The following is a 12,369-nucleotide window of genomic DNA, read 5'->3' on the forward strand; positions in this document are numbered from 1 at the left end:
GGAATCATCCATGAATATTGAACAATTGGAATATATCATTAAAGTCGCTGAAACGCGTTCGATTTCTACCGCCTCGGAAAGCCTTCATATTTCCCAGGCCGGTATCAGTATGGCGATTACTAGCTTGGAAAAAGAACTAGGAATCAAAATATTCAAACGGTCGAGATTGGGGACGATTCCGACTGAAGAAGGCATGGACATCATTCAAAAAGCCTATGAGGTAATGAGTAAGCTTGAGGAAATGAAGGACAGTGCCCAAGCACATTCGGACACGATTGAAAAAGAATTGCGCCTTTCCTCTACACAGGGCCTGTTTCTGACGGTCCTTCCCAAATCATTGGCTTTATTTAAGAAGAAGTATCCCGAAGTAAGAATTGTTATTGATGAAAAAGGCGGCAAAGAAATTATCCAAGATGTTCTGCAAAATAAAATAGACATCGGGTTGTTAAATATGCCTAAAGAAAATCCTAAAGAGGATGAACTGGAGTTTTGCAAACTGATGGAAGCAAAGGTGGTTGTAACTGTAGGCAGGAACTCTCCCTTAGCCGGCAAAAAAAGTATCACACCCCAAGAACTGCAGGATCAAACCCTGGTTTTCTACAATGGGCCAAATATGAAAGCATATCTCGATGATTTTTTCGCAAAATACGGAGAACTGGATGTTTTGTTTTTAACCAATAATACAGAAGTGATTAAAAAAACAGTTGCCGAGGGATTGGCGATTACCCTTTCTTATGAAATCGGAATCAACAGCGACCCGTATTACCTCAGCGGGGAGCTTGTGCCTATTCCATTGACGAATTTTCATCATGATTTAATGGAACTAGGATATGTGCGTTCAAAGAAACAGCACTTTTCCAAATCAGCCAAAGAGTTTATTAAATGTCTTGAAGTATACACTACGACCTTAAAATACTAGTTTCCTATTAATGATAGGGGACTAGTTTTTTTTATATTAAACATAAATTTTATTTAAGTGATTATAATAAATGGTTATTTTACTTAAAAATAATTTATAAATATAATTAATTTAAGATTTAAAATATTAAATAAAATTCATTCTGAAAGAAGGGGAGTAAATGTTAATGACTTTGGGAGAAGATTTGAAAACGGTTCATAGGAAATTGCGCGATTTCATTCAAAATGAATTACTTCCATATGAACGAGAGCAGCGCCTAAATGCGGAAGAAGACATCCCGATGGAGTCGATTAAATGGGTCAGAAAAAGATCTAGAGAGTTAGGGTTCTATGGAATTAATTTGCCAAAGGAATATGGAGGCCGGGATATAAGCTTAAAAGGGCTCTGTCTGTTGAAAGAGGAATTGGCCCGATCCGGTTCTGTTTTATGGGGCCAGGTACTTGGAGAAATCGGTGGACCGCTCCGAATTGGCCAGATGCTCGAAAGCTTTACAAAAGAGCAAATTGAAAAATACGTCATCCCGGTAGTTACGGGAGATATCGGATGCTGTTTCGCATTGACAGAGCCAAATGCCGGTTCAGATGCGTTTGCCATTGAAACAACGGCAGTTAGAGATGGAGATGACTACATATTAACAGGGAAAAAGCATTTTATCAGTGCTGCCCCATATGCTGATTTTGTTATTGTCATAGCAAAAGAATTGGTAGAAGACGAGAAACCTAGAATTACAGCTTTCCTAGTTGATAAAAAGACACCGCTAAATGACGGTTTTGAACTCGGAAATATCCAAGTTCCGATTTCAGGAGAACGAATTCATGCTGAATTATTTTTCAATCAGTGTCGGGTGCCTGCCACAAATATTATCGGTGCACCGGGAAGAGGCTTGTTGCTGGGCTTAAAGAGAATCAATACGAATCGCGCCTCTCATGCTGCCAGTTTCGTAGGAATGGCTCAGCACCTTCTTGATTTAGCAGTGGAACAGGCCAAAAAGAGGGTTCAATTCGGCCGCCCAATTAGTGAATTTCAGGCAATTCAGCACATGCTGGCGGAAATGGCCACGGAAATCTATGCGGCAAGAAGTATGGTTTACGATGTAGTTGAAAAAATCGACCGGGGAGAAGAAGAGCGGGCAGGAGCTTCCATGGCAAAGTTGTTTGCATCTGAAGTAAACAATCGTGTCGCCGATAAGGCCATCCAAATATTTGGATCCCAAGGCTTGGTGAAAGGGCACCCGGTTGAAAAAATGTACAGAAGTTCGCGGATGTACCGGATCCTGACCGGAACTTCGGAAATTCAAAAAAATACAATTGCCAAGGAACTTTTGAAGGATTAATTCAATTTTTAAGGAGGGACGACTTATTATGCAGCAGACGACTTTTCAGGCATTGCTCCTTAAGGGATTAAGGAGATTCGCAGAACTCCCAGCAGTCACACTACTGCCTTCTGAGGAAACGATAACATATCGGGAGCTGTTAGAAAAAATAGAGCTTGTTTCAACCTATTTACACAATTTAGGTGCCAGAAGGGGGACCCATATCGCTACCCTTATTTCCAATAGCTTAGAAGCGGTTATCTTCGGGCTGGCTGTCCAGCGGCTTGGCGCAACCTTAGTCCCGCTCGGCGAAAAGCTGGGAACATGGGAAGTTGGTTTTATTTTGCGGGAAGCAAAACCTAAATTGGTAATCATGGCAACAAAGCCACATGTTACGACCATTCTCGAATACTTAGAGGAGGCAAATGATCCGAATGTTCATGTAATCGGGATTCCGGGCTTTGGTGTCGACTATCCAGAAAAATTTATGATATTCGAATGGCCTGTAGAAAAAAAGGATTTGGATTTCCCTGTATCGGCAGGGGAAGATATCGCGCTTCTTTCTTACACTGGCGGGACAACAGGTACACCAAAGGGCGTTATGCATTCCCAGGCAGGTTTGGCAGCGGGCATCCTTTCTGCTGCTATTGAGGATCCAATAGATGACCGTGACCGGTTGCTGTTAAGTACACCTATCGTTCATGCGGGCGGTTCCCTGTTGTGGAGAGCCCTGATTTCCGGGGTCCATGTTTATGTCATGCGTGCTTTTGATGCAGAATATTTTATCAAGGCCATTAAAAAATATCAGATTACTACTACATTTATGGTCCCGACCATGCTGTACAGACTTCTCGACCAGGTGAAAATCATGGAATATGATGTCAGTTCCATGCGCAATATCTTTTATGGTGCTTCACCCATTTCACCGAAGCGGCTTAAGGAAGCCTTCGAAGTGTTTGGGCCGATTATGCGCCAGCAATACGGAATGACAGAGTGTAATATTGTAATTTCTAGACTGTCAAAAAGCGCCCATGTTTGGGCCTATCATAATAACCAGGAAGTTTTGAAAAGCTGCGGCAAACCGTGCCTGTTTACTGAAGTTCGAGTAATTGACGATAACGGACATGATGTGGGACAAAATGAGATGGGAGAGATTATTGTAAAATCACCTTCCATGCTGGTAGGCTACTACCAAAGGCCGGAGCAGACCCAGGAAGCCATTCGTGGTGGCTGGTTCTACACGGGAGATATCGGCAAGTGGGATGAATATGGATACCTTTATATTGTCGACCGAAAGAAGGATATGATCATTTCCGGGGGCATGAATGTTTATTCCTCAGAAGTTGAACGGGTCGTCAATCAGCATCCGGCCGTAGCCATGAGTGCGTGTATTGGTGTTCCACATCCGGATTGGGGGGAAGCAGTCTGTGTCGTTGTGTCAGGAAGAGCAGGAAGCAGCTGTACGGAGGAGGACATTATTCAATTCTGTAAGGAGCGCACTTCAAAGTATATGGTGCCGAAAGTGGTATATTTCCAGGAGCAGTTTCCACTTACGCCAATTGGAAAGATTGATAAGAAAGAATTGAAGAAAATGTATGCCCAAGGTTTACTAACCATTTAAATAGAATGAAAACTGGGAATATGGTTTTATTCCCAGTTTTTAATTCGTAAGGGAGGCATAAGAATGGATATCTCAACAGGCCTCTTGCTGCTATTAGTTGGAATCATTGCTGGAGGATACGGAACCATTGTAGGCGCCGGCGGCGGGTTTATTTTTGTACCGGTGCTATTGATGGTTTTTCAATTAAAACCTGCGGTTGCAGCCGGCTCAGGTTTAGTAATTGTCTTAATCAATGCTATATCTGGCGTTGTAGGGTATGCAAGGAAAGGACAAATTAATTATTGGATGGGAATGACACTCGCCATTGGAGCATTGCCCGGGTCACTCATCGGGTTTTTGCTGCTGCAATTATACTCTTCGAATTTTTTTTATATTCTTTTTGCCAGTATCCTAGTTTGTTTGGGCATTTTCTTAATGGTGAAAAATACTTCGGTTCAATTAAATAGGAAACAAGTTTTATTGGAGGGGGAAAGGGATGGTCTATCTTCACGAAATGCAGAGTTCGAATCAGTAGACATACCCAGTGTTCAGTCAAAATGGCTGCTTCCTTTAGGTTTTTTAATGGGTATCCTCTCAAGCTATTTGGGAATTGGAGGAGGCTGGTTACTTGTTCCAATTTTAATCTATTTGTTTCACGTTTCTACCCACCAGGCGACAGCAACATCCATCTTTTCATTATGCATATATTCATCAGCAGGCGTTTTTCTTCATTTTTATTATGGCAGTTTTGATTGGTTTACGATCGTCTGGGGAGGGGCGGGGGTTACCATCGGTGCACAGTTTGGGGTCATCATGGCACAAAAAATCCCGGGTAAGATTGTCCTTCAAATGTTGTCGGTATTACTTATCATCATTGGATTTCGCATGTATTTAAACTAAATTGATAAAAAATTTAGGAGCGGTCAAAGTCTTGGCGGCTGCTTTTTTTAAACAAAATTTCTATGCGTCTGTGCCTTTTTTTTCAAGAGTAAGGTGGCATATAAGGACTCTATGCGCCCGAACCAGAGAGAGTAACAAGAATACGGTAGCATATAAAGGCTCTATGCGCCCGAACCAAAGAGAGTATCAAGAGTATGGTAGCATATAAGGGCTCTATGCGCCCGAACCAGAGAGAGTATTAAGAGTACGGTAGCATATAAAGGCTCTATGCGCCCGAACCAGAGAGAGTATTAAGAGTACGGTAGCATATAAAGGCTCTATGCGCCCGAACCAGAGAGAGTATCAAGAGTATGGTAGCATATAAGGGCTTTATGCGCCCGAACCTGAGAGAGTAACAAGAATACGGTAGCATATAAAGGCTCTATGCGCCTGAACCAGAGAGAGTATCAAGAGTACGGTAGCATATAAAGGCTCTATGCGCCCGAACCAGAGAGAGTAACAAGAATACGGTAGCATATAAAGGCTTTATGCGCCCGAACCAAAGAGAGTATCAAGAGTATGGTAGCATATATGGGCTCTATGCGCCCGAACCAGAGAGAGTAACAAGAGTACGGTAGCATATAAAGGTTTTATGAGCTCAATCCAGAGTACTTCATAGGTACGGTCACATATATAGACCCTATGCCGCAATGCAGAAGACTCCTATTCTCTTGCTGAATTCATAAAGAAAGAAAGAGCCAACAGAAGAAAAAATGTTAACGTTAACAATAAGCGTTTACATATATTACTAGATTTGATAGACTATAAAGGAATGGAAATGTTAACGTTTGCAAAATGGCGTGACAGTACGAAGCATCCGCGTTTCACAAAACCTATCGGCAAAGAGTCCGGCAGGCTTTGAAAACTATAAATTATTGACGAAGGAGTAATGAATAATGGAAACTCGTTATGCAATTCACCCCGAGGATATGAAGAAATACACAACGGAAGAATTAAGAAGGGAGTTTTTAGTGGAAACCCTATTTGAGCTTGGGCAGGTCCACTTAACCTATACACATAATGACCGGATGATTTTTGGAGGGGTCACGCCTGCTGAACAAGAATTGACCATCAAACTTGATAAAGAGCTTGGCGTGGAGTATTTCCTTGAACGTCGTGAGCTGGGAATTATCAACATCGGCGGCGATGGTGCAGTTATACTTGATGGCGTGGAATATGAGATGCAGGGAAGAGACGGCCTGTATGTCGGCAAGGGAACAAAGGAAGTCCTGTTCCGTTCAAGTGATGCAAACAATCCGGCCAAATTCTATATCAACTCGACTCCAGCACATCATACCTATCCTACAGTCAAAATTGATATTAACAAGATTGTTCCCCTTGAAACGGGCGAGCCGGGTACATTAAATGAACGGAAAATTTATCAGTATGTTCACCCGAATGTTTGTGAGTCCTGCCAGCTGCAAATGGGGTTAACGATGCTAGCACCGGGCAGCGTTTGGAATACCATGCCATGCCACACCCATGAACGGAGAATGGAAGTCTACCTGTATTTTGATATGGAACCTGAAACGCGCGTTTTCCACTTTATGGGCAAACCGGATGAGACAAGACACTTAGTGTTGAAAAACGAGCAGGCGGCCATTTCTCCTAGCTGGTCCATTCATACAGGTACAGCCACAAGCAACTATACGTTTATTTGGGGTATGTGCGGTGAGAATATCACCTACACTGACATGGATTTTGTAAAAATGGAAGATTTACGCTAGTTTTTACGGGAGTATGAAAATATAAAAAAGCGGAGGCTAATGATATGACGAATAATCTAAGATCCTTCTCTCTCGATTTTTTCAGTCTAGCAGGAAAAGTCGCCATCGTTACAGGGGGGAATAAGGGACTTGGGCAGGCGTACGCCGTTGCCCTTGCAAAAGCCGGGGCCGATCTTTTTGTGGTGTCCCGCAGTGAAGATTGGCAGGAAACAAAGGAGCTAATCGAAGAGACAGGTCAACGGGCTGTCTTTTTCCAAGCAGACTTAAGCGACAGGGATAAAGTCAAGCAGGCAGCTGCAGAATGTATGAAGGAATATGGCAGGATTGATATTCTGGTGAATAACGCTGGTACTATCCGCCGTGCTCCTCTCTTGGAGTATAAGGAAGAGGATTGGGATGCCGTAATGGAAATAAATCTTAATTCCATCTACTTGCTCAGCCAGGAAGTGGCGAAGGTCATGGTCGAGCAAAGATCCGGGAAGATTATCAACATTGCCTCCATGCTGACATTCCAGGGCGGCAAGTTTGTTCCTCCCTATACAGCCAGCAAGCATGCTGTTGCCGGCCTGACTAAGTCGTTTGCCAACGAACTTGCCGAATATAATATTCAAATTAATGCGATTGCGCCAGGATATATTGCGACAGACAACACAGCGCCAATTCGGGCGGATGAAAAACGCAATGCGGAGATTCTCTCCCGCATCCCTGCCGGACGCTGGGCGGACCCGTCTGACTTAATGGGTGTGGTCGTATTCCTTGCAAGTGACGCCTCTAATTATATGAATGGCCATATCTTGGCGATTGATGGCGGCTGGTTAGCAAGATAATATCGAAAATATATAAAGAGGCCGCTCGTGGATGAGCGGCTTTTTATTATACAAACACTGTTTCGACCGCAAGTGGCTCAAGTGCAGTTGTAGAATTGATATAGATAAAGGCGTCATATCGTTCCGCCATTACAGATGGTACATAGTTTCCATAGTGTTCATACCTGGGATCATAAACAACTCCGATTGCACGATGGCCAATCCTGCTGGAAAAATGCTGCCGAATGGTTTCGTTGAAAAGAAGCAGTTTGTCGTGATTTCCTGCTTCGTGCATCAGGTCCTCCCAGCTTCCTTTTTGTGCGGGTGGAACAATCATTCTTTTAAAATCTACCCCCCATGAATCTGCTGCAATAACGGTCCCGCTATGGGTCCCAAATCCAACGATATAGACATTTTCCAGTCCTTCCTGTTCCCTTAATAGCTGCCCTACATTCACTAGTCCTTCATCTGCCATGTCTGTTGCTCTTGCGTCACCGACATGGGTGTTGTGCTCCCAAATGATGCCTTTTGCGTTTTTACCATTATAGGAACTGATTTTATTGATGACCTCAACCATGTGTCGGTCACGGATATTCCAGGACTCATTATCATTTACGACCATCGTCCGGTAATAGTTTTCGGCGTTAGCTGTGACGATTGCATTTACTTCCAAGTTTAATTGGCTTTCTTTAGAACTTGAATATTTCTTTTTGTTTGTCATAATATCTGTCAGAAGATTAATGACCTTATCATGGCAGTCTTCTGCATAAAAGGAAGCTGATACACCGTAAATTTGCCCCTCGCGGTTAAAGGGTTCAAAGCAGGCAAAGGCTTTTTTTGCTGCTTCAGCATTGGCAGGGTTTGTTTTTTCAAGGTACTTAATGATTTCGTCCATCGATTCCCATAAGCTATAAACATCGACTCCATAAAATCCAACCCGTTGGTCTGTTGGCAGGTCATGATTGTAGTCCTTTAACCATTCAATCAAACCAATAATTTCTTCATTTGCCCACATCCATGTCGGCCAGCGGTTGAACGAGGCTAAGACCTTGCGGGCATTCGTATATTTGTTATCGTAACTTTTGATATAGCGGTTAACCTCTTGGCAGGCCGGCCAATCACCCTCGACAGCAATAAATGTGAAGCTTTTTTCTTGGATCAGCCTTTTGGTAAGCTCCGCGCGGATCTTGTAGAATTCAGAGGTTCCGTGGGAGGATTCACCTAATAATACGTATTTCTGGAGATTAATTTCGTTTATTAACGCCTGGAAGTCATTCATCTCTTTTAGTGGAATGGCGTGATTTTTAATGGCCCGAATTTGGTTTTCATTCATCTGAATATTACCCCGATTGTTTAATTGTATGTTGACATTATTGTTATTTTTTTCAGTTTGGATTTGTTTTATCCGAGAACAAGCTTGAGTTTGTTACAAAAGGTTTATAACACCTGAAGGAGGAAGCAAATAAAAGGTCCGGTGGTTATGAAAGGCTCATAACGACCAAACCTATGAAACAAAGTAAATTTACGGTTCACTACAAACTACCGATTATTTATATGCCTCCACGTCCGAACCAATCCATCCGCAATCCCTTCAATTACATCCTTGTCTCTAAAATAACTCGTATGGCACAAAGGGTTCCAGCTTGTTAAAATATTTCCTACGTTCACCTGCCTATCCTCCGTCACCGCATTTTTATAAATGTCATTGATCGGCTGTAATGGATAGCCAAGAATATCGTCTTTGTCATAAAAATTAATCCATTCACCTTTTAGGCCAGGATAGAATTCTTTCAGTTTAGGAGAAGGGATTTTAATGGGTCGGTCAAAATTATAATAACGCAGGCTCCACAATGGAAGGGTCGTACCTAATGTATAAAAAAGCGTAATGGTGTCACCGTTTTCTAATGGTGAAAATTCATTTTGCCTATTCTGTAAATCATAGAAGTAATTACTGGTGATGACCGACCCTAAACTATGGGAAATCACGCATAATGGGGCACTCCCGCCTGCATTATTAGCAAGCTCATGGAGATTTTCAGCAATTTTTTCATGGACTCTTTCGTAATTATGCTTTGCCGACTCCACAGGCTGATAGGCGATGACATCTCCCAAATAATGAATAATAAAATGACGAAGTTTTTGATAATCCAAATTGTGATTCAAAACGATTTTTTCATAAAGTTCTTGCTCTCTGTCCTCTAATACCTCCGACCATTGTATTGGCTGGAATATCAGCTGGGAAGAAGGGTCTGTGACCAAATTTCCTAATTTCTTGGAAAAATTCTTTTTTAGCATGCCAATCATACCTGAAGCAAAGTTCTTATCTTGTCTGCCTATCCCATGAATAATGGCAACAGCTATTTTCTTCACGAAAGTCCACACCCCTTTAATGAAAGCTATAAGACAATATATTTAATTTTTTTCAAAATAAGAATGCCTTTATATCCGTTCGTTTTAAATCCTGTGAGGATTTTGGAGGATTTGACAAACAGTTTGAAAAGTACTAGAATTATCTCGAATTCGAAATGATTTAAATTGAGGTTTTATTTGAGGCAATGAAGGAGGCCAATGACATGCTCAGAAAATTAGATAACGAAAACATGGGAAGAAGTAATTTAGGCTGGCTAAATAGTATTTTTCATTTCTCGTTTGCAGAGTACTATAATCCGAAAAATATCCATTTCGGGCAGTTGAGAGTCATCAATGACGATTTGATTGCACCCGGTACTGGTTTTAATCTTCACCCGCATAAAGAAATGGAGATTGTTTCTTATGTGGTGAATGGAGATCTTACACATGGAGACAGTATGGGAAACAAAAATACGGTTACGCGCGGCCATGTCCAATATATGAGTGCGGGGACAGGTGTTTTCCATAGCGAGCACAATCTTGGCAGCGAGACATTACGATTTTTGCAAATCTGGATTCTCCCAGATAGGGCGGGGTATGAACCGAACTATGGAGATTACCGATTTAATTGGGAAGACCGGCACAACCAGTGGCTTCATATGGTTTCAAGTAAGGAAGGGGATGCCCCAATCAAAATAAACCAGGATGCAAATATCTATTCATTGGAACTTGAAGCAGGCAAAGAAATCAGTTTTCCAGTTAGTGAAGGAAGACAAGCCTATTTGGTGCAAATCGAAGGAAACTCTACCATAAATACTTTAACTTTAAATACAAGAGATGCTCTTGAAATTGTTGAAGAGGATATTCAGATTAATTCAAATGAAACCTCCCATATCCTGCTAATAGAAATGAAAAAAGGCTGAGACACGAACTCAGTCTTTTTGGTATACTCAAAATTAACTTATGGGTATACAAAAATTTTTTAGAAAGCAGGGAAATTTTTGAAAGAAATAACAGAAACGATTTCTTTACGAACAATAACTACACCCGAGGAACTGGCTTTGGTCACCAACCTTGAACGGATTGTTTGGGGAGATGATGATCCCGTCCCTGTCAACCATTATGTTGCAGTAGTAAAAAACGGAGGGCTGGTCATAGGAGCTTTCTTGGATGAAAAACTAATTGGTTTCCAATATAGCTTTCCGGGATTTAACGGATCGAATGTCTATTTATGCTCACATAGTATGGGGATACATCCTGATTATAGAAGAATCGGGATCGGTGAAAAATTAAAACGAAAGCAGCGGGAAGTTGCTTTGGAAAGAGGCTACAAGCATATTGAGTGGACATATGATCCACTTGAAACCGTAAACGGATATTTGAATTTAAGCAAGTTAGGCGGGGTTTGTAGGAAATATATTGAAAATTGCTATGGGGATATGCCCGACGTTCTTAATGCAGGAATGCCGTCTGACCGGTTTTTAGTGGAATGGCGAATTGCCGAAGAAAGGGTTGAAGTGATCCTTGATGTGAACGAAACTGGTGACGTCCCACGATTGATAAATGTGATCTATGACGAGCAGGGATTTCCTGTGCCAGAGTCCGTACACCTTGATTACGGAAATAATGCAGAGCTTTTATACGTTCCAGTTCCGGGTAATATCCAGGAAATTAAAATTCAGCGGATGTCTCTCGCCTTAGAGTGGAGGATGCGGACGCGGGAGGTATTCACCCATTACTTTAATAGAGGCTGGATGGCAACAGCCTTGAGGAAAAGTGATCAATCATCAATCTATTATTATGTGTTGCAAAAGACAAAAAAAATTTAATAGTCCAAATTTAAAAGCTGTCTCGGTTTCATTTGAGACGGCTTTTTCTACATTAGGTTAATAATTTCATATATAACAGTTCAAAATAAACTGAAATATATTATAATAAAACAAAAACAGATCCGATTCGCAACAAATTTTTCGGACAAAGGGGATGGCATACAACAATGAGAGTGAGTCTATTTGCAACCTGCTTGGTTGATATGTTTCAGGGCAATGTAGGGAAAGCAACGGTTGAACTGCTCGAGCGGCTAGGCTGCGAGATAGATTTTCCAGAATCACAAGTCTGCTGCGGACAGCCGTCATATAATAGCGGGTATATAAAAGAATCGAAGGAAGCCATGAAACGGATGATCGAAACGTTTGAGGATGCTGAATATGTCGTATCTCCCTCCGGTTCTTGCGCGTTTATGTTTAAGGAATATCCTCATATTTTTAAAGGCGACCCAGTTTGGGAATCGAAAGCTAGGAAATTGGCGGAGAAAACCTATGAACTTACTCAATTCATTGTAGATGTTTTAAAGGTCGAGGATGTCGGGTCCACATTTGAAGGTAATGCTACCTATCATACCTCCTGCCATATGACGAGATTGCTAGGAGTAAAGGAAGCACCAATGACACTATTAAAAAATGTAAAAGGTTTAAACTTTACTGAATTGCCTGGCAAGGAACAATGCTGTGGCTTTGGCGGGACCTTTTCTGTAAAAATGGCACAAATCTCTGAGCAAATGGTCGACGAAAAAGTGTGCCACGTTGAAGAAACGGGTGCGGATTATTTGATAGGCGCAGATGCCGGCTGCCTCATGAATATTGGCGGCCGTATCGATAGAAAAGGAAAACCAGTTAAGGTTTTGCATATTGCTGAGGTATTGAATAGCCGTTAATAGT

At 41.8% G+C, this 12,369-nt stretch carries 11 protein-coding genes; 9 read left to right on the forward strand and 2 right to left on the reverse strand.

Features of this window, described 5'->3' with window-relative positions; genetic code table 11:
* The first annotated feature begins 10 nt into the window (after nt 1–10).
* The 6 genes from QNN06_RS12175 to kduD all read left to right on the forward strand — a co-directional run bounded on the left by QNN06_RS12175 (nt 11) and on the right by kduD (nt 7,324).
* The gene (locus QNN06_RS12175) at nt 11–919 is read left to right on the forward strand and encodes a LysR family transcriptional regulator (protein ID WP_284037644.1); all 909 of its coding nucleotides are present in this window, start codon (nt 11–13) and stop codon (nt 917–919) included.
* 160 nt (nt 920–1,079) lie between these two features.
* On the forward strand, nt 1,080–2,252 hold the full coding sequence (locus tag QNN06_RS12180; RefSeq protein ID WP_284037645.1) for an acyl-CoA dehydrogenase family protein: 1,173 nt from the start codon (nt 1,080–1,082) through the stop codon (nt 2,250–2,252).
* A gap of 28 nt (nt 2,253–2,280) precedes the next feature.
* Complete coding sequence (locus tag QNN06_RS12185) at nt 2,281–3,852, forward strand: class I adenylate-forming enzyme family protein (protein ID WP_284037646.1); 1,572 nt, start codon at nt 2,281–2,283, stop codon at nt 3,850–3,852.
* 63 nt (nt 3,853–3,915) lie between these two features.
* On the forward strand, nt 3,916–4,731 hold the full coding sequence (locus QNN06_RS12190; protein WP_213116118.1) for a sulfite exporter TauE/SafE family protein: 816 nt from the start codon (nt 3,916–3,918) through the stop codon (nt 4,729–4,731).
* 935 nt (nt 4,732–5,666) lie between these two features.
* Nucleotides 5,667–6,497 (forward strand): 5-dehydro-4-deoxy-D-glucuronate isomerase, encoded by an 831-nt coding sequence (kduI, locus tag QNN06_RS12195; protein ID WP_213116117.1) that lies wholly within the window; start codon nt 5,667–5,669, stop codon nt 6,495–6,497.
* Nucleotides 6,498–6,541: 44 nt separating this feature from the next.
* Nucleotides 6,542–7,324: a 2-dehydro-3-deoxy-D-gluconate 5-dehydrogenase KduD gene (gene kduD / locus QNN06_RS12200; RefSeq protein WP_217034150.1), complete on the forward strand. Its 783-nt coding sequence runs from the start codon at nt 6,542–6,544 to the stop codon at nt 7,322–7,324.
* A 46-nt stretch (nt 7,325–7,370) separates the two neighbouring features.
* On the opposite strand, the gene QNN06_RS12205 is transcribed toward kduD, so the two are convergent.
* Nucleotides 7,371–8,636, reverse strand: coding sequence for an erythromycin esterase family protein (locus QNN06_RS12205; RefSeq protein WP_284037647.1), 1,266 nt, complete (start codon nt 8,634–8,636; stop codon nt 7,371–7,373).
* Nucleotides 8,637–8,842: 206 nt separating this feature from the next.
* Complete coding sequence (locus tag QNN06_RS12210; RefSeq protein WP_213116104.1) at nt 8,843–9,673, reverse strand: chemotaxis protein; 831 nt, start codon at nt 9,671–9,673, stop codon at nt 8,843–8,845.
* A 203-nt stretch (nt 9,674–9,876) separates the two neighbouring features.
* Here QNN06_RS12210 and QNN06_RS12215 point away from each other — a divergent pair, with 203 nt between their 5' ends.
* The 3 genes from QNN06_RS12215 (at nt 9,877) to QNN06_RS12225 (ending at nt 12,365) form a co-directional block, all read left to right on the forward strand.
* On the forward strand, nt 9,877–10,575 hold the full coding sequence (locus tag QNN06_RS12215; protein ID WP_217034147.1) for a pirin family protein: 699 nt from the start codon (nt 9,877–9,879) through the stop codon (nt 10,573–10,575).
* A gap of 78 nt (nt 10,576–10,653) precedes the next feature.
* A complete protein-coding gene (locus QNN06_RS12220; RefSeq protein WP_249366416.1) occupies nt 10,654–11,481 on the forward strand; it encodes a GNAT family N-acetyltransferase in 828 nt (275 codons plus the stop codon).
* Between the two features lie 167 nt (nt 11,482–11,648).
* A complete protein-coding gene (locus QNN06_RS12225) occupies nt 11,649–12,365 on the forward strand; it encodes a (Fe-S)-binding protein (RefSeq protein WP_213116102.1) in 717 nt (238 codons plus the stop codon).
* Nucleotides 12,366–12,369: the final 4 nt, after the last annotated feature.

It is taken from the genome of Neobacillus sp. 114, from assembly GCF_030127045.1.
Taxonomy (GTDB): domain Bacteria; phylum Bacillota; class Bacilli; order Bacillales; family Cytobacillaceae; genus Neobacillus; species Neobacillus rhizophilus.

Excerpts from the sequence above, each read along its gene's own strand:
- QNN06_RS12175 (WP_284037644.1), top strand. The coding sequence starts at position 11 with ATGAATATTGAACAATTGGAATATATCATTAAAGTCGCTGAAACGCGT.
- QNN06_RS12180 (WP_284037645.1), top strand. The coding sequence starts at position 1,080 with ATGTTAATGACTTTGGGAGAAGATTTGAAAACGGTTCATAGGAAATTG.
- QNN06_RS12185 (WP_284037646.1), top strand. The coding sequence starts at position 2,281 with ATGCAGCAGACGACTTTTCAGGCATTGCTCCTTAAGGGATTAAGGAGA.
- QNN06_RS12190 (WP_213116118.1), top strand. The coding sequence starts at position 3,916 with ATGGATATCTCAACAGGCCTCTTGCTGCTATTAGTTGGAATCATTGCT.
- kduI (WP_213116117.1), top strand. The coding sequence starts at position 5,667 with ATGGAAACTCGTTATGCAATTCACCCCGAGGATATGAAGAAATACACA.
- kduD (WP_217034150.1), top strand. The coding sequence starts at position 6,542 with ATGACGAATAATCTAAGATCCTTCTCTCTCGATTTTTTCAGTCTAGCA.
- QNN06_RS12205 (WP_284037647.1), bottom strand. The coding sequence starts at position 8,636 with ATGAATGAAAACCAAATTCGGGCCATTAAAAATCACGCCATTCCACTA.
- QNN06_RS12215 (WP_217034147.1), top strand. The coding sequence starts at position 9,877 with ATGCTCAGAAAATTAGATAACGAAAACATGGGAAGAAGTAATTTAGGC.
- QNN06_RS12225 (WP_213116102.1), top strand. The coding sequence starts at position 11,649 with ATGAGAGTGAGTCTATTTGCAACCTGCTTGGTTGATATGTTTCAGGGC.